This window comes from Variovorax sp. HW608, from assembly GCF_900090195.1.
Classification (GTDB): Bacteria; Pseudomonadota; Gammaproteobacteria; order Burkholderiales; family Burkholderiaceae_C; genus Variovorax.
Genome location: NZ_LT607803.1, coordinates 7,137,011 through 7,157,247, shown reverse-complemented (window position 1 = coordinate 7,157,247; position 20,237 = coordinate 7,137,011). Strand labels below are relative to the sequence as shown.

General features: G+C 67.6%; 18 protein-coding genes. 5 read left to right on the top strand and 13 right to left on the bottom strand.

The window, feature by feature from the left end; genetic code table 11:
• Positions 1–27 precede the first annotated feature (27 nt).
• The 9 genes from VAR608DRAFT_RS33935 to VAR608DRAFT_RS33900 form a co-directional block, all read right to left on the bottom strand.
• On the bottom strand, positions 28–1,260 hold the full coding sequence (locus VAR608DRAFT_RS33935) for a glycosyltransferase WbuB (RefSeq protein WP_088958058.1): 1,233 nt from the start codon (positions 1,258–1,260) through the stop codon (positions 28–30).
• Between the two features lie 6 nt (positions 1,261–1,266).
• Positions 1,267–2,478: a glycosyltransferase gene (locus VAR608DRAFT_RS33930; protein ID WP_088958057.1), complete on the bottom strand. Its 1,212-nt coding sequence runs from the start codon at positions 2,476–2,478 to the stop codon at positions 1,267–1,269.
• Positions 2,475–3,833 carry a hypothetical protein gene (locus VAR608DRAFT_RS33925; protein WP_088958056.1) on the bottom strand — a complete coding sequence of 453 codons (1,359 nt, stop codon included), beginning with the start codon at positions 3,831–3,833 and terminating at the stop codon, positions 2,475–2,477. Before VAR608DRAFT_RS33925 ends, VAR608DRAFT_RS33930 begins: the two co-directional genes overlap by 4 nt.
• On the bottom strand, positions 3,830–4,513 hold the full coding sequence (locus tag VAR608DRAFT_RS38345) for an acyltransferase (RefSeq protein ID WP_157731190.1): 684 nt from the start codon (positions 4,511–4,513) through the stop codon (positions 3,830–3,832). Before VAR608DRAFT_RS38345 ends, VAR608DRAFT_RS33925 begins: the two co-directional genes overlap by 4 nt.
• Positions 4,510–5,484, bottom strand: coding sequence for a hypothetical protein (locus VAR608DRAFT_RS37355; protein ID WP_157731189.1), 975 nt, complete (start codon positions 5,482–5,484; stop codon positions 4,510–4,512). The genes VAR608DRAFT_RS38345 and VAR608DRAFT_RS37355 overlap by 4 nt, the downstream gene beginning before the upstream one ends.
• A 28-nt stretch (positions 5,485–5,512) precedes the next feature.
• On the bottom strand, positions 5,513–6,478 hold the full coding sequence (fcl, locus tag VAR608DRAFT_RS33915) for a GDP-L-fucose synthase (protein WP_088958054.1): 966 nt from the start codon (positions 6,476–6,478) through the stop codon (positions 5,513–5,515).
• A 31-nt stretch (positions 6,479–6,509) separates the two neighbouring features.
• Positions 6,510–7,949 (bottom strand): mannose-1-phosphate guanylyltransferase/mannose-6-phosphate isomerase, encoded by a 1,440-nt coding sequence (locus VAR608DRAFT_RS33910; RefSeq protein ID WP_088958053.1) that lies wholly within the window; start codon positions 7,947–7,949, stop codon positions 6,510–6,512.
• Entirely contained in the window at positions 7,946–8,668 is a 723-nt protein-coding gene (locus tag VAR608DRAFT_RS33905; protein WP_088958052.1) for a sugar transferase, read from the bottom strand. The genes VAR608DRAFT_RS33910 and VAR608DRAFT_RS33905 overlap by 4 nt, the downstream gene beginning before the upstream one ends.
• Positions 8,669–9,144: 476 nt before the next feature.
• On the bottom strand, positions 9,145–12,102 hold the full coding sequence (locus tag VAR608DRAFT_RS33900; protein ID WP_088958051.1) for a ribonuclease E/G: 2,958 nt from the start codon (positions 12,100–12,102) through the stop codon (positions 9,145–9,147).
• A gap of 538 nt (positions 12,103–12,640) precedes the next feature.
• On the opposite strand from VAR608DRAFT_RS33900, the gene VAR608DRAFT_RS33895 reads away from it, so the two are divergent.
• Genes VAR608DRAFT_RS33895 through VAR608DRAFT_RS33880 form a run of 4 tightly spaced genes read left to right on the top strand, consistent with a single transcriptional unit; the run spans position 12,641 to position 15,775 of the window.
• Positions 12,641–13,693 (top strand): RluA family pseudouridine synthase, encoded by a 1,053-nt coding sequence (locus VAR608DRAFT_RS33895; RefSeq protein ID WP_443082967.1) that lies wholly within the window; start codon positions 12,641–12,643, stop codon positions 13,691–13,693.
• Complete coding sequence (locus tag VAR608DRAFT_RS33890) at positions 13,686–14,354, top strand: HAD-IA family hydrolase (protein ID WP_088958049.1); 669 nt, start codon at positions 13,686–13,688, stop codon at positions 14,352–14,354. Before VAR608DRAFT_RS33895 ends, VAR608DRAFT_RS33890 begins: the two co-directional genes overlap by 8 nt.
• 10 nt (positions 14,355–14,364) lie before the next feature.
• Positions 14,365–14,730, top strand: coding sequence for a Rieske (2Fe-2S) protein (locus tag VAR608DRAFT_RS33885; RefSeq protein ID WP_088958048.1), 366 nt, complete (start codon positions 14,365–14,367; stop codon positions 14,728–14,730).
• Between the two features lies 1 nt (position 14,731).
• Entirely contained in the window at positions 14,732–15,775 is a 1,044-nt protein-coding gene (locus VAR608DRAFT_RS33880; protein ID WP_088958047.1) for a S49 family peptidase, read from the top strand.
• A 1-nt stretch (position 15,776) separates the two neighbouring features.
• Here the strand turns inward: VAR608DRAFT_RS33880 and VAR608DRAFT_RS33875 are convergent, their stop codons facing one another.
• Positions 15,777–16,799 carry an MFS transporter gene (locus tag VAR608DRAFT_RS33875; protein ID WP_088959131.1) on the bottom strand — a complete coding sequence of 341 codons (1,023 nt, stop codon included), beginning with the start codon at positions 16,797–16,799 and terminating at the stop codon, positions 15,777–15,779.
• Positions 16,800–16,919: 120 nt separating this feature from the next.
• Between VAR608DRAFT_RS33875 and VAR608DRAFT_RS33870 the strand changes: the two genes are divergently transcribed.
• A complete protein-coding gene (locus tag VAR608DRAFT_RS33870) occupies positions 16,920–18,659 on the top strand; it encodes an IS1634 family transposase (RefSeq protein ID WP_088952283.1) in 1,740 nt (579 codons plus the stop codon).
• A 48-nt stretch (positions 18,660–18,707) separates the two neighbouring features.
• Here the strand turns inward: VAR608DRAFT_RS33870 and VAR608DRAFT_RS37350 are convergent, their stop codons facing one another.
• Genes VAR608DRAFT_RS37350 through VAR608DRAFT_RS33860 form a run of 3 tightly spaced genes read right to left on the bottom strand, consistent with a single transcriptional unit; the run spans position 18,708 to position 20,229 of the window.
• Positions 18,708–18,869 carry a hypothetical protein gene (locus VAR608DRAFT_RS37350; RefSeq protein ID WP_331713012.1) on the bottom strand — a complete coding sequence of 54 codons (162 nt, stop codon included), beginning with the start codon at positions 18,867–18,869 and terminating at the stop codon, positions 18,708–18,710.
• Between the two features lie 14 nt (positions 18,870–18,883).
• On the bottom strand, positions 18,884–19,651 hold the full coding sequence (locus VAR608DRAFT_RS33865) for an SAM-dependent methyltransferase (protein WP_088958046.1): 768 nt from the start codon (positions 19,649–19,651) through the stop codon (positions 18,884–18,886).
• The gene (locus tag VAR608DRAFT_RS33860; protein WP_088958045.1) at positions 19,648–20,229 is read right to left on the bottom strand and encodes a Maf family protein; all 582 of its coding nucleotides are present in this window, start codon (positions 20,227–20,229) and stop codon (positions 19,648–19,650) included. Before VAR608DRAFT_RS33860 ends, VAR608DRAFT_RS33865 begins: the two co-directional genes overlap by 4 nt.
• Positions 20,230–20,237 lie beyond the last annotated feature (8 nt).

Genomic DNA, 20,237 nt, shown 5'->3' with positions numbered 1-20,237 from the left:
CCATCGCCGGCGCGCCGAGCCGCTTCCTCAGCGGCGTGTCTCTGCCACGCAGGCCTGCAGGTCGCGCTCGAACTGCCTGAGCACCGCGTCGCGGTCGAAGTTCTCCTCTGCATAGGCGCGCGCGCGGACGCCGAGTTCGCGCCGGAGTTCCGGTTGCGAGGCGAGCGAGCGCACCGCATCGGCAAAGGCCCTGGGGTCGTCCGGCGGCACCGCGATGCCGCATTGGGCCGTGACCTGGCCGAGCTCGGTCTCGGGCCTGGCGCCTGCCACCACGGGCCTGCCGCTGCTCAGCATGCCGGTGAGCTTGGACGGCATCACCAGGTCGGCCGCGTCGGCGCGCTGCGGCAGCAGATGGATGTCCGCGAGGCCGAGGAGATCGCCCAGGCGCTCCATCGGCTGCAGGTCGAGGAAGCGCACGTTGGGCAGGTCTGCGCAGCGCTGCATGAGCTCGGCGCGACCGGCGCCGTTGCCGCAGAAGACGAAATGGAGGTCGCGCTGGCCGGCGAGCAGCGATGCCGTTTCGGCCAGGAGCTCGAGCCCCTGCTTGGCGCCCATGTTGCCCGAATAGAGCGCGACGACCGCATCGCGGGGGATGCCGAGTTCGGCGCGATAGGGGCTCTGGCCGGAGAGCGGCCGGATGCCCGATACATCGGCCCAGTTGGGCAGCGAGACCCGCCGTGCGTCCTCGGTCCCCTTGCTGCGCGCGCGCTCCATCATCCGCATCGAAATGGTCGAGATGCGGTCGAAGCCGCGCATGAGCCGGCGTTCCATCGCGGCGACGATCGATCGCACGCGCTCGCCCTTGAGCAGGCCGAGATCGAAGGCGGCATCCACTTCATAGTCCTGGATGTGCAGCCACGCCTTGGCCGAACGCAGCCGCGCGAAGGCCAGCGCCGCCGGCGAGCAGAACAGCGGCGGCTCCGTGACCCACACCACGTCGGGCTTCCAGTGCCATTGCGCGAGCAGCGCGGGGATGCTGGAGAGCGCGAAGCTCGCGAGATGCACGAGGCGGCGGGTGCCCGTGACCTTGCGCGGTACCCAGAGCGGTGTGCGGACGACCGTCGCGCCGTTCCAGCTCTCCGTGACGTAGCGGGCCGCGTTGTAGCCGGGCCGGACCGCCCAGTCGGGGTAGTAGGGCGGCGCGGTCACGACGCGCACCTCATGCCCCTGGGCGGCAAGCCAGGCGACCATCTCGCCGGTGTACTTGCCGATGCCGGTCAGTTCGGGTGCGAAGTTGATGCCGTAGACGAGGAGCTTCATGGACCCTCAGGCAGCGTTTCGAGGTTGATTCGAGGCGCGTTCGAGAGGGCCGAGATGCGACGCGCCGGGCGAGTGGTCGCTGATGATCCGCACGAGCGTCTCCGCGACTTGCCCGATCTGGAAGCGCGCCTGGAAGCAGCGCAGCGCCGCGATGCGCATGGCCGCGACGTCCGCGCGCGGCAGCGAGAGCCACCGGCGCAAGGTCTGGACGGTGCCGGCCAGCGTGTCGGGGCCGACGAGCCCGGCGCCGTCCTGCTCGATCTCGCGCCAGATGTTCACCTTGTCGCTGATGAGCACCGGCTTGCCGCAGGCGAGCGCTTCGACCACCGCGATGCCGAAGTTCTCCTGGTGCGAGGGCAGGCAGAACACGTCGCAGGCGTAGAACGCGCCCCATTTGAGATCGCCCGACAGCATGCCGGTCCAGGTGATGCGCGGCGCGATGCCGAGCTCTTCGGCGCGGCGCTTCAGTGGGTTCACGATGTCGTCGTCGCCGGGGCCGGCCATCACGAGGTGCAGGTCCGGCGCATCGCCGAGCACCTGCCCGAAGGCCTCGATGAGCAGGTCGCCGCCCTTCTTCTCGTGGATGCGGCCGAGGTAGAGCAGCGGCCGCTTGCCCTGCACTTCCGGGAAGGCGGCGGTGAAAGCGGCGGCCAGCGCGCGCGCGTTCGTCGGCGGCGGCGAGGTGCCGTAGGAGCCGACCACCTCGCGGGCGCGATAGAGCCAGAAGGACTGGCGCGCAAGAAGGCGCTCCTCTTCGCAGGTGAAGATCACCGCGGCCGCATCGCGCAGCACGCGGTACTCCGCCCAGGGCCAGTACAGCCATTTCTTCAGGTGCTTGAGCGGGTAGCGCCGCTTGAACCACGGGTCCAGCATGCCGTGCGTGTAGACGAAGTAGGGCGTTGCCGAACGGCCGAGCGCGCGCCAGGTCGCGAGGCCGGTGTATTGCCAGAGGCCGTTGACGATCACGGCGTCGTACTCCGCTGCGTGCGCCTCCAGCCACGCAACCACCCGGTCGTTGTAGAAGTAGCTGCGCGAGGACGGCCCGAGCGCGGTCACCTGTCCGGGAAAGCCGGTCACGAAGTCGGCGTCGGGGCTGTCCAGGCACAGGATGTCGCCCGGGTGCCCGATGGCCGCCAGGGCGTCCCGAAGTCGCCTGACGCCTTCGATGGGCCCGCCGCCGTGTGGATCAACCGATGGAACGAAGTGGAGCAGTCTCACGTTTTCGATTTCGAGGCACGTCCAGGGAAGAGCTCAAGCCTCGGAAACCGGAACAGCAAGAGGGCGAACGCGAAAATGATCCCGAGCAGCCCGTGGGCGGTCAATTGGCCGCTGGAGGGCCAGGTCATGATCGCCAGCGCGGCGATGAGCCAGACGAGCACGGGGAAGGGCGAATGGGTCTTCATCGACAGCCTGAAGCTCTTGAAGAGGCCGATGGCGATCACGATCAGCTTGAGCCCCACGTAGAAGAAGCCGAGCAGTCCGCCTTCCAGCAGGATGCGGCCGCCTTCGGATTCGGCGAGTGCGAAATAGCCTGACGAACCGGTGCGCACGAAGTTGGCGAGGTTCGAGCCGAAGCCGACACCCCCGCCCAGCCAGTTGACCGTGTCGAACACATGCGGTTCGCCGACCAGGATGATCTGCACGCGGCTCCAGAAATCTTCCGCTTCCGACGCCTGCTCGAAGCGTGTCTGCGTGACGTCGATCGCGTCCCGGAAGAAGATGGCGAAGATGCCGACCAGCAACAGCGCCATGATGACCCCGACCGCAGCCGCCGGCTTCTGCTGCATCCTGGAGAACAGCAGCCTGCCGAGCAGGTACGCCATGAACATCGTCCCCGACGAGATCACCGCCGTGCGGGAGCCGCTCACCAGCGCGCCGGTCAGGAAGGCAATGAAGACCACGGTCGCGAACAGGTAGTGCCTGGTGCGGGGCTTTCTCGCCGACAGCAGGCCGAAGACGACGGGCGCCACCAGCGCCATGAACGTGGCGTAGCCGGAGGTGAAGCTGAAGGTGCCGGTGGTGCGGACCACGCCGACCACCGCGACGAAGATGCCTTCCTCGTCGTCGCTGTCGAGCTGCGCGTTGATCCGAGCCCCGGGCGGCGAGTAGTGCTGCAACACCGCGAGCGGCGCCATGAGGATCATCATCCACGCCGCGGTGAGAAGGGCGGCGCGGTAATCGGCTTCGTTCATCGACGCCGCCGCCGCGATGGCGAACCAGGTGTAGAGCAGCCAGAAGCGCAGCCCGATGATGAAGATGATGGGTGAGCTCTCGCCCCCGGCGAGTTGCAGCAGCCCCCATCCGAACACCAGCAGCGACCACGCGAACATGGCGGCCGTGATCTTCATGTGCTGTCGCAGGTAGCCGCGCTTCCATGCGTAGAGGATCAGCGCGGCGGCGCAGAGATCGCGCAAGCCGACCAGCGGCAGCGATGCCGCGGAAGACACCCATTTGCGCACCGCCCCTTCGTAGACGACGATGATGAACACCGCCAGGAAGAGCTGCCCGGCGCGGCTCAGCGCCTGGGGCCGGCTCGCGGCGCGCGGCTGGGCGGATGACAGGACGGCGCTCATGGCGTTGTTGACTTCTCGTGGCCCATCGGCGCCGCGTCGCGCGATGGCATGGCGTCAGCCGACGTGACGAGGGCGCCCTTGCTGCGGCCCACCCAGGCTTCGAACGGCGCGAGGAAGATGACCGGGTCGTAGTCGAGATCGCGCGGCCGGACGTCGAGGCGCACGGTCGCCGGATTGCCGGTCGCCACCGCCAGCGGCGGAACATCCTTGGCGACGACCGCACCGGCGCCGACCACCGCCCCGTAGCCGATCGTGACCCCCGGCAGGATCGTGGCGCCGACCGCGATCCACGCATAGTCCTCGATGCGCACGGGCTTCCTGAACTGGCGCCATGTCGGATCGCCGACGTGGTGGCTGCCCGTGAGGACGGTCACGCGGTCGTTGATGACCACGCGCGAGCCGATGGTGATCTTCTCGAGCGCGACGAGCTCGGCGTTGTGCGCGATGAAGGTCCGCTCGCCGATGCTGAAGTTGGAGCCGGGGCCTTTCAGGTCGTCCGAATCGATCACCGACAGCGTGCCGATTTCCATGCCGCGCGCGCGCAGCTTGCGCCGGTGCAGCGTGAGGTTCATGAGCGACCGGAACTGAAGCGCCCGCTTGGCCCACACCACGAGCCAGCGCTTCGACCCGAACGGCGGACGTTCGCGCGAATTCCAGAGGAACCGCAGGTCGTCGTTCATTTCTGCACCTCCGCGGCCATGGCCCGCAGCGCGGCGACATGCGCGTCGACGCGATGCGGCTCGTACCACTTGCGTGCTTCGCGCCCGATGACCCGGGCGCTGGATACCGATCCGTCCAGCGCCTCGAAGCCCGGGACGTAGTGCACATGCGGCGCGAGGCCATCGTGCGAACCGTATTCCCTGGCCAGCAGCACGGGGCAGATGCCGTGCGCGCAATAGGCCGCGAACACGCCGCTCTTGGAGACGTAGTCGGTCGGGTAGGCGAGGGCGCCGCATGCGGCGGCGGACAGCTGTGCGCTCACCTCCTCGGCGGAGAGCTTCCCGTGCGCCACCACGCCTTCCTGCTCGAGGCGCTGAATGAGCGACGGGTCCTGCTGGGGCGGGCCGATGTCATGGATCTCGAGCCCCGCCTTGCGCGCCCGCCGGAAGATCTCGCCGTCGGCCCACTGGTAGACGTTGGCCCGCACCCCCGAGCTGCCGAACACGACCATGCGCGGCAAGCGCTCGGTCTCGATGCTGTCGGGCTCGCCCACGTTCGAGAACACGGGCAGCACGCGATGCGGCGTATCGCGGCGCTGGTGGAGCAGCCAGCGGGCGGACTCGTCCCGGTTGGTCAGCCAGAAATCGGAGAGGGCGAGGAGTTCGCGTGCGATCTGCTTCTGGATCCCGTTGAGCCAGAACGCCGAGCCCCACGGCGGTCCGAAAGCGAAAAGCTCGTGAAAGACCACGCCGAAGGACCTGAACTGCTTGCGAAGGCTGCCGACCCTGTTGACCAGCCACAGCGGCACCCCGCGCTTCTGGAAGCCGTAGCCGCTGAAGTGCAGCAGCAGCATGTCGCCGGACCACGACGAGGAATCGGTGCTGGGGCTGAGCTCCATCGGCGGCGCATGAAGCGGCCCTCCGACGACGACCGCGTAATCCTTGACGCCACCGCTGCCCGGAGGGATGAGCGAGATCGAGGAGCCTTGCATCACACGAATCGTATCGGGAGATCCCCGCTCAGGCGACCAGTTCTTCGCTGCGGAAATCTTCGTACGCCTTGGCAATACCTTCACGCAGAGGCACTCTGGGCATCCAGCCGAGCTGGCGGATGCGGGAGATGTCGAGCAGCTTGCGCGGCGTGCCGTCGGGCTTGCTCGTGTCGTACTGGATCGTGCCGCGGTAACCCACGACCTCGCTCACCAGCTGGGCGAGCTCGGCGATCGACTGGTCCTCGCCCGAGCCGATGTTGATGTGGCTGCTCATGACCTCGGTGTGCGCGGCGTAGACCTCGCGCGGCAGGTCCATGATGTGCACGCATGCGCTGGCCAGGTCGTCGACGTAGAGGAATTCCCGCTTGGGCGTGCCGGTCCCCCAGATCACGACCGAGGGCGCATCCGACATCTTGGCCTCGTGGAAGCGGCGGATCATCGCGGGCAGCACATGGCTGTTCTGCGGGTGATAGTTGTCGCCGGGGCCGTAGAGGTTGGTCGGCATCACGCTGCGGTAGTCGCAGCCGTACTGGCGGTTGTAACTCTCGCACAGCTTGATGCCCGCGATCTTCGCGATCGCATACGGCTCGTTGGTCGGCTCCAGCTTGCCGGTCAGCAGCACGTCTTCCGACATGGGCTGCGCGGCAAGGCGCGGATAGATGCAGCTCGATCCGAGGAAGAGCAGCTTGGCCACGCCGTTGCGCCACGATTCGTGGACCACGTTCGCCTCGACCATCAGGTTCGAATAGATGAACTCGGCCGGGTAGGTGTTGTTGGCGTGGATGCCGCCGACCAGGGCCGCCGCCACGTACACCTCCTGCGGCTTTTCCCTGGCGAAGAAGGCCCTGACCTGCGCCTGGTCGGTCAGGTCAAGCTCGGCGCGGCTTCGGGTGATGATGTTGGTGTAGCCCCTGCCGGCGAGACCGCGCACGATCGCGCTTCCCACCATGCCGCGATGACCCGCCACGAAAATCGGTTTCTGGAACTCGTTCATTCGGTATCACCTTGGTGTTCAAGGTTGAAAGTCAGGCGAGCTTTCGTCGACCGTCGTCGGTGCCCCGGGCCTCGTCATCGTCGTAGCGAACGATGTCGTCATCGCCCAGGTAGCTGCCGGTTTGCACTTCGATCACTTCCAGCGTGGTCTTGCCTGCGTTCTCCAGGCGGTAGACCGCGCCCACCGGGATGTAGATCGACTCGTTTTCCTTCACGAGGCGGGCGTTGCCGTCGCAGATCACCCGCGCCGCGCCCTTGACGACCACCCAGTGCTCGGCGCGGTGATGGTGCATCCTGAGCGCGAGCCGGGCACCCGGCTTCACGGTGAGGCGCTTGACCGCGAATCGTTCGCCGTCGTCGATGCTGTCGTAGGCCCCCCAGGGCCGCGGGACGCGGCGATGGCGGACCGCCTGGCTCTGTCCCTTGGCCGTCAGCAGCGCGACGACGTCCTTGACCTGTTCCACGCAGTCGTTGTGCACCACCAGCAGCGCATCGGGCGTGTCGACGACCAGCAGGTCCCTGGTGCCGAGCGCCACGACGGGACGGATCGGCGCGTGGATGAAGGTGTTGGCCGAGCTCATCGCGAAGCCGTTGCCGCTGATGCGGTTGCCGTTCGAGTCCAGCTCGTGCAGTTCGGCCACCGCATTCCAGCTGCCGACGTCGGTCCAGCGCCCACGGAAGGGGATGACCGCGACGCGATCCGATTTTTCGAGGACCGCGTAGTCGATGCTCTGGCTGCGGCAGTGCTCGAACGCGGAACGCTCCATGCGCAGGAAGTCGCCGTCGGCTTCGACCGCTGCAGTGGCGGACTTGCACGACTCGAGAATGTCCGGCGCGTGCTCTTCCAGCGCCTTGATCAGCACCTTCGCCTGCACCAGCAGAATCCCGGCGTTCCAGAAGTTTCCGCCTTCGAGCAGCAGTTGCTCGGCGCGTGCGGCCGCGGGCTTCTCGATGAAGGATGCGACCGTGTGGCCTGCTTCTTCGGCGAGCGGTCCATCGAGCTTCGTGCCCTGGCGGATGTAGCCGTAGGCGGTGCTCGGGAAGGTGGGCTCGACGCCGAAAGTCACCAGGTGGCCGTGCAGCGCGGCGGGGATGCCTTTGCGGATCGTCTCGGTGAAGCCGTCGACATCGGGAATGTGGTGGTCCGCGGGCGCGAAGAGCAGCAACTGGTCCGGCTTGCTCAGCAGGGCCACGGCAGCCATCGCGGCGGCGGTGTTCCGGGCGACCGGTTCGAGCAGCTGGCGTCCCGTCACCTGGGCCGCATCCACGCATTCCTGGACGAGAAACCGATGCTCTTCCGAAGCCACGCAGGTCACTTCGGTGTTGAGTTTCCGAAGGCGCTCGAGCGTGAGCACCAGCAGGCTCTTGTCGCCGACGAGCGGGACGAACTGCTTCGGCAGCGTCTTGCGCGAGAGCGGCCACAGCCGCGTGCCGCTACCCCCGCAGAGCACGACGGGGTGAACGGCTGTCACCGCGAACCCTCCCCGCTGACCACGGCGCGGACGGTCTTCAGCAGGATCTTGACGTCCAGCCAGAGCGACCAGTTGCTCACGTATTCGACGTCGAGTTCCACCCGGCGTGCATAGGAAAGCCTGTTTCGGCCGCTCACCTGCCACAGGCCGGTGATGCCCGGGCGCACCGCGCAGTAGTGCTCCCATCCCTTGCCGTAGAGGCTGCGTTGGCGCTCCATGCAGGGGCGGGGGCCGACGAGGCTCATGTCACCCTTCAGGACGTTCCAGAACTGGGGCAGTTCGTCCAGGCTGAGCTTGCGGATGATCGTGCCGACCGGCGTAATCCGCGGATCCTTCTCCAGCTTCTGGAAGGTGTCCCATTCGGTGCGCGCCATGTCGTTGCGGCTCAGGAATTCATCCAGCACGTCCTCCGAGTTCCGCACCATCGAACGGAACTTGTAGAAGCGGAAGCGTTGTCCGTTCTCACCGAGCCGGTTCTGCCAGAAGTGGACCGGACGGCCCATGCTGATGGCGACGCAGAGGGCCACGATCACATAGAGCGGACCGAACAGCGCGAAGAACGTGAGCGCGCCCACGATGTCGATGGTCCGTTTGGCGGCGCGTTCGAAGTGGGTCAGTCGACGCGGCTGGGAATAGGTCGCCGGTGCCGAAGGACCGCCTCCGTCGGGAGAAAAACGTCGGACCACGTTGCCGTTTGCGGTCGAGTCAGAACGAAACATTTGAAATTCTCCCGTAACGGGTGCTGCTTCAATCAGAGAGCGTTCCAGTGTAACGCTTTACTACTATTCGCAAGAATTTGAACATATGCTGCGGCCGCTGTCGTGTCAACAAAAGCGCTACATCTTCCGCCAAACGGTCTAGGCTTTTCCTCTGTACGGCCCGTCTGCATGGCGTTTTGATGCATTGCAGCATGTTTCGGCTGAGTGTAGTCCTTTTGTTTAACAACATGTTAAGGCCGAGGCGTCCTGATCTGTTGTTTGCGTACGCCGTTTGGCGAAACGTGACTTTGTGCAGACTTCGTCTCTTGTTGCGGCGCAGCATCACAAGTCGCATCGACCGCGAGATCTCGATACAGAAGCTGAGGAATTGCGATCGGCCGGGCGGGAGCGGGCGCTCACGCATGAAAAAAAGCCCGGTGCACATGCACCGGGCTTTTCTTGTGGATCTGAAAAAGGGGCTGGAGCGCCCCTCGGTCTCAGGGCCGGGGGCTCGCGTCCTGCGCAGCCTGTTCGAAGGGCAGCACGATGCCCGCGAGATCCCGGCGGGTCTCGACCAGCACCAGCGGACCGTCGTCGAGCACGATCGCGGGCGGCCGTTCGCGGGGAACGTGGACCGGCTTGGGCTCCGCCGCGATGGCGGCGCGGACCTGCGCCACCCGGTCGGCATCGGAGTTCACCCACTGCAGCCCCGAGCCTTCGGCGATCTGGGCAAGTTCGTCCAGCGGCAGGACGAAGGGCTGGACCTTGGGCATCGTGGGCTTGGGCGCGGCGCTCGGCGGAACCACGATCTGTTCGGCCCGAGGCGCGGCGATCGCTTCCGCCACGGTCGGCTGTGCCGGGCGCTGTTCGCCGAGCGGGCGTTCTGCGGGCGCCGATGCGGCCATGGCGGCCTCGCCTTCTTCACGCGGAGCCCGCTCGCGGCGATCACGGCCATAGCGGTCGCGCGAACGGCCCCGGCGCTCCTCGCCCTCACGGCGCGGGGCGGCCTCGGCGCCTTGTTCCTCGACCGGTGCTGCGCCGGCTTCTGCGGCGAAGGGTTCCACCGCAGCGGCTTCGGGCCGCGCAGCGCCGTCGCTGCGGCGCTCGCGGCGGCCTTCGCCTCGTTCACCGCGCGGCGCGCGTTCCTCTCGGCCGCTGCGGCCGGCGCGCTCGCCGGATGCGCCACCCTGGGCGGCCTCCACGCCAGCCTCGCGGGCAGCGTCGCCGCCGCGCTCGCGGGGCGTCTCGGCGCCGCGTTCGCCACGATCCCGGCGTTCGCCGCGGCCGCGCGGCGCACGCTCGGCCTGCACGGTGGAATCGTTGGCCGCGCCGGTGGCGGCAAGCGTCTGGGCTTCGAGCGGGGTATCCACCGCTTCCAGGGGTTGCTGGCGGACCTCGCCTTCGCGGCGTTCGCCACGACCGCGCCGCTCGCCTTCGCGGCCCTGGCGGGCTTCGCGCGGCTCGCGCGCCTGGTTCTCGGCGCGGGCTTCGCTGCGGCCCTCACGACGTTCGCCTTCGCGGCGTTCGCCGTTGCGACCGCCGCGACGTTCGCCATCGCGGCCAGGGCGGCCTTCGGCGCGTCCGCGGCGCTGATCCCCGTCACGCGGGGTGCGTTGCGCTTCGCCGCCCTGGCCGCCCGCGCGACCTTCGCGGCGCGGCTTCGGTGCTTCGACCGGAATCGGAGCGGGTTCGGGCGCAGCGGCGGATGCGCCGCCGAAGACCCGCTTGATCCAGCCGAAGAAGCCGGTCTCGGCCGCCTTGGCCTGTGCCGCGGAGGCGGCCGCGGTGGCGGCAGCCGGCGCGGCGACGGGCGCGTGTGCCGCCTCGGGCTTCGGCGCCACCACCGGCGCGGGTGCGTCCGGCAGCACGCCCTTGATCACCGGCGTCTGCCGGTTGGTCGGCTCCTGCGAGCGGCGCGTCACGGCCGTCGGGTCCTCGAACTCGTCGGCCATCTTGTAGCTGGCGTCGATGTGGTCGAGGCGCGGATCGTCGTGCTTGAGGCGCTCGAGCTTGTAGTTGGGGGTCTCGAGCGTCTTGTTGGGCACCATCAGCACGCTCACGCGCTGCTTGAGTTCGATCTTGGCGATCTCGGTGCGCTTCTCGTTGAGCAGGAAGGACGCCACCTCGACCGGCACCTGCACGTGCACGGCGGCCGTGTTGTCCTTCATGGACTCTTCCTGAATGATGCGCAGGATCTGCAGCGCGCTCGATTCGGTGTCGCGGATGTGGCCCGATCCGCCGCAGCGCGGGCAGGGGATCGAGGAGCCCTCGGAGAGCGCCGGCTTCAGGCGCTGGCGGCTCATTTCCATGAGGCCGAACTTGCTGATCGAGCCGAACTGCACGCGCGCGCGGTCCTGGCGCAGCGCTTCGCGCAGGCGGCTTTCGACCTCGCGGCGGTTCTTCGACTCGTCCATGTCGATGAAGTCGATCACGATCAGGCCGCCCAGGTCGCGCAGGCGCATCTGGCGCGCCACTTCGTCGGCCGCTTCGAGGTTGGTGCGGGTGGCGGTTTCCTCGATGTCGCCGCCCTTGATCGCGCGGGCCGAGTTGACGTCGACCGAGACCAGTGCTTCGGTGTGGTCGATCACGATGGCGCCACCGCTCGGCAGCTGCACGGTGCGGGCGTAGGCCGATTCGATCTGGTGCTCGATCTGGAAGCGGCTGAACAGCGCGGCATCGTCGCGATAGCGCTTGACCTTGCCCGCATGCTCCGGCATCACGTGCGCCATGAACTGCTGCGCCTGGTCGTAGATGTCGTCGGTGTCGATCAGGATGTCGCCGATGTCGTGATTGAAATAGTCACGGATCGCGCGGATGACGAGCGAGGACTCCTGGTAGATCAGGAAGGCGCCCTTGCCGCCCTTGGCGGCGCCGTCGATCGCGGCCCAGAGCTTGAGCAGGTAGTTCAGGTCCCACTGCAGTTCGGGGGCCGAGCGGCCGATGCCGGCGGTGCGCGCGATGATGCTCATGCCCTTCGGGTATTCGAGCTGGTCCATCGCTTCCTTGAGCTCGGCCCGGTCGTCGCCTTCGATGCGCCGGCTCACGCCGCCGCCGCGCGGATTGTTGGGCATCAGCACGACGTAGCGGCCGGCCAGCGAAATGAAGGTGGTGAGCGCCGCGCCCTTGTTGCCGCGCTCTTCCTTCTCGACCTGGACGACCAGTTCCTGGCCTTCCTTGATCACGTCCTGGATGCGGGCCTGGCTGGCCGACACGCCTTCGGCGAAGTACTGCTTGGAGATTTCCTTGAACGGCAGGAAGCCGTGGCGGTCTTCGCCGTAGTCCACGAAGCAGGCTTCCAGCGACGGCTCGACGCGCGTCACCACGGCCTTGTAGATGTTGCCCTTTCGCTGTTCGCGGCCTTCGATCTCGATCTCGTAGTCGAGGAGCTTTTGCCCGTCGACGATTGCCAGGCGGCGTTCTTCGGCCTGCGTGGCATTGATCAGCATCCGTTTCATGATGCGTTGTCCTTCTCTATGTTTCGTCTCGTCTTACCGGTCCATGACGGACCTCACGATGCACGGACGGCGCGCCGCGAAACGAAGGAATTGCCGCTAGGCCTTGGCCTGGACTGCCGCGCGGATGGCGGCAGCCGCATGGAGCATCAGCTCAATGCGGGCCAGGGCGGGGGCGCGTGGATGGGTGCGAGCCCGATCGGGTGCTGACTTGCCGTCTTTTCGACGGCGACTGGCGCAATGGTGATGCGCACGGCTGGCGGCTCAATGCCCGTGCTCACCGGCATCAGCCAGCGCAGGACAAGTTGAACCAGTAGCATCAACACGAGGGTCTCGCTTCGATCCGCAGACAGCCTGAAGCTGCCGGCTGGGGTATTCCGTATGGTGTTTCGTGGGCGTCGGCTTGACTCGGATGAAGCGCCTGCCGCCTTGCGCATTTGCGCGTGGCCTGCGGGCTCGACATCAAAGCGGCATCGACCTCACAGCGCCTCCTGCAGTGCTCTAAACTTCTGATTAATCAAGCACTTACATGACCGCGCTGGTGAAAAATATTATAGGTGCGAAGCCAGGCCCCGGGGCGGCGGAAGTTCGCTTTCTCACGGTCGACGGAGAATCCGCCGGCCAACGGCTCGACAATTTCCTTTTCCGCCAACTGAAAGGCGTGCCGAAGACGCACGTCTACCGGATCATCCGTTCGGGTGAGGTCCGCATCAATAAAGGCAGGGCGCAGGCCGAGACCCGTCTCTGCGAGGGCGACGTGCTGCGCGTCCCCCCGGTGAGGGTCGCCGCGCGGGCGGAAGAGGGCGCGGCCCCGCCCACGCCCCCCCGGGAATTCCCCGTGTTGCACGAAGACGACGCGCTGGTCGCCATCAACAAGCCGGCCGGCGTCGCCGTGCACGGCGGCAGCGGCGTCAGCTTCGGCGTCATCGAGCAGTTGCGGCGGGCGCGGCCCGCGGCCCGTTTCCTCGAACTGGTGCACCGGCTCGACCGGGAAACCTCCGGCATCCTGCTGGTCGCGAAGAAGCGTTCGGCGCTGACCGCATTGCAGGACCAGTTCCGCGAGCGCGAGACCGGAAAGACCTATCTCGCGCTGGTCGAGGGCAGCTGGCCCGCGAACAAGAAGGTGCTCGACGCACCGCTGGCGAAATACCTGCTGCCGGGTGCGGCCGGCGGGGCCGAGGCCGGCGAGCGGCGCGTGCGCGTGGTGGCCAAGGACCATCCGGACGCGATGCGCGCCGTGACGCTGGTCAAGGTGCTCGCCCGGTTCAACCTGCCGGGGGACGGGGCGCCGGTGTCGCTGCTCGCCGTCACCATCAAGACCGGCAGGACGCATCAGATCCGCGTTCACCTCGCTTCGGCCGGCCACGCCATCACCGGCGATGACAAATACGGCAACTTCGAGCGCAACCGGGCGCTGCAGAAGGCCGGCCTCAAACGCATGTTCCTGCACGCCTGGCGCCTGCAGTTCACCCATCCCGCGAGCCACGAGCGCATGGCGCTCCAGGCCGATCTGCCGCCGGAGCTGAATGCCCTGATGCCGCCGGAGGCGCTCGACCTGCTCGCTGCCCATCCATCGACCGCCCCTCATGACTGACACACGCTCCCGCCGCTTCGACCTGATCGCCTTCGATTGGGACGGAACGCTCTACGACTCGACCCGTTTGATCGTCCGCTGCATCCAGGCCGCGGTGGTCGACGTCGGTGGCGCCAGGCCCAGCGAAAGCGACGCCGCCTGGGTGATCGGCCTGGGCCTGGCCGAAGCGCTTGCCAAGGCGGCTCCGGATGTTCCGCGGGAGAAGTACCCGGAGCTCGGCGCGCGCTACCGCTACCACTACCTCCAGCACCAGGACGACGTCGTGCTCTTCGAGGGCGTGCTGCCGATGCTGGATGCGCTGCGCGCGCGCGGCCATCTGCTGGCCGTCGCCACCGGCAAGTCGCGCCGGGGGCTGAACGAGGCGCTCGCCACGGTCGCGCTGCGCGACCGCTTCGATGCCTCCCGCACGGCCGACGAGACCTTCGGCAAGCCGCATCCGCGCATGCTGCTGGAGCTCATGGAAGAGCTCGACGTGCCGCCCGAACGCACGCTGATGATCGGGGACACCACGCACGATCTCCAGCTCGCGATCAACGCCGGTTGCGCGAGTGTCGGCGTGAGCTACGGGGCGCACGGGCCGGACGGCTTCGAGCCGCTGTCGCCGCTGCACGTGGCGCATTCGGTTTCCGGCCTCGCTGAATGGCTACTCGGGAACGCATGACAATCCGGGCATGAGCGAATGCATTCCTCTGTGCAACGCCGCTGATCTGATCGAAGGCGGCCGCGCCGTGCCGTTCGACGTGGTGCATGCGGGTCAGGCCTGCCGCGCGTTCGCGGTCAGGTTCGAAGGCGTGGCGCACGCCTACCTGAATCGCTGCAGCCACGTGGCGATGGAACTGGACTTCCAGCCCGACCGCTTCTTCGACGACAGCGGCCAGTGGCTCCTGTGCGCGACGCACGGCGCGGTCTACAAGCCCGACACCGGCGAATGCGCCGGCGGCCCGTGCCGCGGAGGCTTGGTGAAGATCGATCTGAGCGAGCGTGACGGCGTCGTGCACTGGCATACTGCCTGGAACCTCCAACCTCTCGCTTTCTGACATGACAGATCCAAACCGCACGGAGCCCGAAGGTTTCGAACCCTTCGATCGCACCGCGCCTTCACCAACCGCCCAGGGGGGCTCGAGAAACATGTCGAGAAACGACCCGACCCAGCAGCCCGGCTGGGAGCGCGCGACGCTGGAGAAGCTTGCCTTTGCCGCGTTGAGGGAACAAAGGGCCGCGCGCCGGTGGAAGACCTTCACCCGCCTGGCATGGCTGGCCTTCTTCGTCGCGCTGGCGTGGTTCGTGATCGCACGCAGTTCGCAGACGGCGGCCAAGACGACGGCGCACACCGCGGTGATCGAGATCAAGGGCGAAATCGGCGACGGCGCCGATGCGAGCGCGGAGTTCGTGGTCGCGGCGATGAAGACCGCGTTCGAGGACGAGGGCGCCAAGGGCGTGATCCTGCTCATCAATTCGCCCGGCGGCAGCCCGGTGCAGGCCGGGATCATCAACGACGAGATCAAGCGGATGCGGGCCAAATACGACAAACCGATCTACGCGGTGGTCGAGGAGACCTGCGCCTCGGCTGCCTATTACATCGCGGCCGCGACCGACAAGATCTTCGTCGACAAGGCCAGCATCGTCGGCAGCATCGGCGTGCTGATGGACGGCTTCGGCTTCACGGGGATCATGGAGAAGGTCGGCGTGGAACGCAGGCTGCTGACGGCCGGGGAGAACAAGGGATTTCTCGATCCGTTCAGCCCGATGAGCGACGCCCAGCGCGCGCACGCGCAGCAGATGCTCGACCAGATCCACACCCAGTTCATCGATGTGGTGAAGAGCGGCCGCGGCGATCGGCTCAAGGTCAATGTGCCGGGCCTCTTCAGCGGCCTCTTCTGGAGCGGCCAGCAGGCCATCGAACTCGGCCTGGCGGATCAGCTCGGCAACGTGGACTACGTCGCGCGCGAAGTCATCAAGGCCGAAGAACTCATCGACTACACCCGCCGCGACAATGTGGCCGAGCGGCTCGCCAAGAGGTTCGGCGCGGCGCTTGGCGAGGCATCGGTGCGCGCGCTGCGTGCCGCGCCGGCGCTGCGGTGAATCAGGCCGAGCCCGTGTAGCGCGCCGAAGCGGCAAGCGCCGCTGCAAAGGCAACCACCAGGTACAGCGCAGCAGTCAGCGAACTGATCTGCGCCAGGAAGCCGATCACCGGCGGCCCGGCCATGAAGCCGAGGTAGGCGGCTGCCGAGACCGCCGCAATGCCTTGTGCGGGCTCGACGCCCGGCACCCGCGCCGATGCCGCGAAGAGAACCGGCACCACATTGGCGAAGCCGACCCCGACACCGGCGAATCCGGCCAGCGCGATCCACGGATCGCTCGTGACCAGCACGAGCGTCATCGAGGCGGCAGCCAGCAGGGCACGGCCGCGCAGCAGCACGGCGGGCGCGAAGCGAGCCCGCATCGCGTCGCCGCCGAATCGCGCCAGTGCCATGGCCGCGGAGAAGCTCCCATAGGCCAGCGCCGCCTCCTGCTGGACGGTGCCGAGTTCCTGCTCCAGGTAGAGCACGCTCCAGTCGTAGATCGCGCCTTCGGCGATCAGGCCCAGCGCGGCCAGCAGCCCGAGCACGGCAAGCGTGCCGCGCGGCAGGCGAAAGCCCTCGCCCGCGTGCGGAAAGGCCGTGGCCTCCTTCGGCAGCATCCACCGCGATGAAAGAGCGATCGTGAGCGCCATCGCGGCGGCGACGAGCGTCAGGTGATGCTGGGCCGCCATGCCCGCGGCGATCGCCGCGGCGCCGCCCGTCGCGCCGACCATGCCGCCGAGACTGAACATGCCGTGCATGCCGCTCATCAGCGGCTTGCCGTTGCGCAGTTCGAGCTGCGCCGCTTCGGTGTTGATCGCCACGTCGAACACGCTCGTCGCGACGCCGAACGCGGCGAGCAGCGCGAGCACGGCGACAAAGCCGGGCGCGAGCAGCAGGCAGGAAAGAAGGAGCGCGTAGCTGCAGCCGCACACCGCCGCCGTGCGGCGGGCGCCGTGCCGGCCGATCCAGCGGCTTGCCTGGGTCAGGCCCAGCAATGCACCGACGCCGGCGGCGAGCATCGCTAGACCGAACTTTGAGCACATGAAGTAGCCGGAGCCCAAGCGTGGCGCGGGTTTCGGCTATTTTTGTGTGCAAATATGTAGCCATGTAAATTGATATTTTTGTACTTGAATTTCCTCGATTCGTGATCCATACATGAAGCCATGTACATCGAGGCCGTCCCCAACCGCGACTCACCCCCCGCGATCCTGTTGCGCGAGTCCTATCGCGAAGACGGCAAGGTGCGCAAGCGCACGCTGGCCAATCTGTCGAGCCTGAGTGCGGAGGTCATAGAGGGCTTGAAGGTGTTGCTGCGCGGGGGCGTGGCCGTGCCCGACGCGCAGGAGGTCTTCAGCATCGAGCGCAGCCTGCCCCACGGCCATGTGGCCGCCGTGCTGGCGGCCGCGCGCCAATGCGACGCGCCGGCCTGGTTTGCCAGCGCGCCCGAGGACCTGCGCGCACTGTTGCTGGCCATGCTCGTGGCGCGCGTGCTCACGCCCGGCTCCAAGCTCGCGACGCATCGCATGTTGCACGACGACACCGCCACCCACTCGCTGGGCCGCGTGCTGGGCGTGGGCCAGTGCAGCGCCGATGATCTGTACCGTGCGCTGGACTGGCTGCACGGCGCGCAGCCGGCGATCGAGCGACGACTGGCGCGCAAGCATCTGGCCGGCAGCACGTTGGTGCTGTACGACCTCACCTCGACCTGGCTGACGGGGCGTTGCTGCGAGCTGGCCGCGCGCGGCCACTCGCGCGACGGCAAGCGCGACGATCCACAGATCGTGTTCGGGCTGGTCTGCGCCGCCGATGGTTGCCCGATCGCCGTCGAAGTGTTCGCCGGCAACACGGGCGACCCGGCCACGGTGGCCGAGCAGGTCGCCAAGCTCAAGCAGCGCTTTGGCATCGAACGCATCACCTGGGTGGGCGATCGCGGGATGCTGACCTCGGCACGCATCGAGCAGGTGCTCAAGCCGCAGGGCATGGACTGGATCAGCAGTCTGCGCGCGCCGCAGATCGCGCAGCTGGCCGCCGAGCTCGGGCCCTTCCAGCCGTCGCTGTTCGATGAGCGCAATCTCATCGAAGTCAGCAGCGAGCACTTTCCCGGCGAGCGGCTCGTGGTGTGCCGCAACCCACTTCTGGCGGCCGAGCGCTCACGCAAGCGCGGCGAGTTGCTGGCGGCCACCGAGGCCGATCTGGGCAAGATCGCCGCGGCCACGCAGCGTGCGCGCCAGCCGCTGCGCGGCGAGCAGGCCATCGCGTTGCGCGTGGGGCGCCTCATCGACCGCTTCAACGTGGCCAAGCACTTCGAGCTCACGATCACCGAGACGACGTTCGCGTTTCGGCGCAAGGTCGATTCGATTGCCAGCGAGACCGCGCTGGACGGGCTGTACGTGATCCGCACCAGCTTGAGCGCCCAGCAGCTTGATGCCACCTCGGCGGTGGCCGCCTACAAGAGCCTGGCCCAGGTGGAGCGCGCGTTCCGCTCGATGAAGACGGTGGATCTGCATGTGCGGCCGGTCTTCCACTACAACACCGAGCGTGTTCGCGCGCATGTCTTCCTGTGCATGCTCGCCTACTACGTCGAATGGCACCTGCGCGAGCGTTTGAAGCCCATGCTGTTCGACGATGAGTTCCTCGAGCAGGCCCAAGGCCAGCGGGCTTCTCCGGTCGCCAAGGCGGTGCGCTCCGAGCACGCCCGCGACAAGGACACATCGAAGCACGCCAGCGACGGATTGCCGCTGCACAGCCTGCGCACGCTGCTGCAGGACCTGGCCACGCTCGCCTACAACATCACCCACACGAGCCTGAATCCGAACGCCAAGATCGTCATCACCACGCGGCCCACGCCGCTGCAGGACAAGGCCTTCAAGCTGCTCGCCGTCAATCCCGCCTGTACCCAGTAAGCCCACCCAGCCTCGCTGAACAAACTCAGCAGGATCAAGGGGTTGCGCTCATTCGCAGCTCAAAGTTCGGACTAGACCGAGCTCTGCTTCGTTGACCTGGTAGTACGCCTTCACCGTGGGAATGTGCACGCCCCATGTGGCGAACACGAAGCCGGAAGAGAAGAACTGTGCGCGCGAGGCCCAGCGCATGCGGGCGGAGGGGACCGTCATCGTCGGCAGCGGGCCTAGCGGCCGATCGCGAACACGGCCGGCATGCGTTCGTCCTGCAGGCCCGGCATCGCGCGCCATGTCTTCACGGTGTGACTTCGAATCCGGGATGACGAGAGCGTCAGTCCGCTGGCGACCGCCAGCCGGGTGTTGTGCTGCAGCGTCTGCGTCAGCGCCTGCAGCAGTGCGGCGTTCCGGTATGGCGTCTCGATGAAGAGCTGGGTCTGGCCCGTCTTGAGCGCCAGCGCCTCGAGTTCCCGGATGCGGCGGATTCGCGCCTCCGCGTCCTGCGGGAGGTAGCCCACGAAGGCGAAGTTCTGCCCGTTGAGCCCGCTGGCGGCCAGTGTCAGCAAGAGCGACACGGGGCCGACGAGCGGCACGACCGCGATGCCAAGGTCATGCGCGGCCTTGGCCACCGACGAGCCAGGGTCGGCGATGGCCGGCATGCCGGCTTCGCTGAGCAAGCCGACGTCATGGCCCTCGAGTGCCGCGGCAAGGAGCGGCCGGGCGTCGAACTGCCCGCCGTGATCGCCTTTCTTGTGGACCTCGCGCGGAAGTTCCTGGATCCGCTGCTCCTGCAGGGGCGCGGCAAGCGGCGCGACCGCGTCGACGCGCTTGAGATAGGCGCGCGCCGACTTGGCGTTCTCGCAGATCCAGTGGGTGATCCGTGCAGCCGCCTTGAGCGTGCCGAGCGGCAGGGCTTCCTGGATGTCCGGCTGCTCGTCGCACCCGAAGTCCAGCGGAGCGGGCACGAGATAGAGCTTGCCGCGGGTCTGGCTGCTCACAGCAGGTCGACTCCGGCGGCTCGCAGCATCCGGGCCGTGCGAATCAGCGGCAGGCCGACGAGCGCCGTCGGATCGTCGCTGTCGATGGCGTCGAGCAGCGCAATGCCCAATCCCTCGCTCTTGGCGCTTCCCGCGCAGTCATAGGGCTGCTCGGCGAGCAGATAGTGCTCGATCGCCGCGTCACTGAGGTCGCGGAAGACCACGCGCACCGGCGCGAGGTCGGCCTGCGCGAATTCGGTGGCCTGGCAGACGACGGCGACCGCCGTCTGGAAGATCAGCGTCTGGCCGCGCATGCGGCGCAACTGGGCCGTGGCGCGCGCATGGTCCCCCGGCTTGCCAAGGGCCTCGCCGGCCAGATCGGCGACCTGGTCCGAGCCGATCACGACGGCGTCCGGAAAGCGCCGTGCGACCGCGCGGGCCTTTTCGAGGGCAAGCCGCTCTGCGAGCGCGCGCGGCGCTTCGCCCTCCTGCGGCGTTTCGTCTACATCCGGCGCATGCACCTCGAAGGGCAGGCGCAGTCGGAGCATGAGTTCCCGGCGGTATCGCGAGGTCGAGGCAAGGATCACTTGGCGTTGCATGGCCGCGA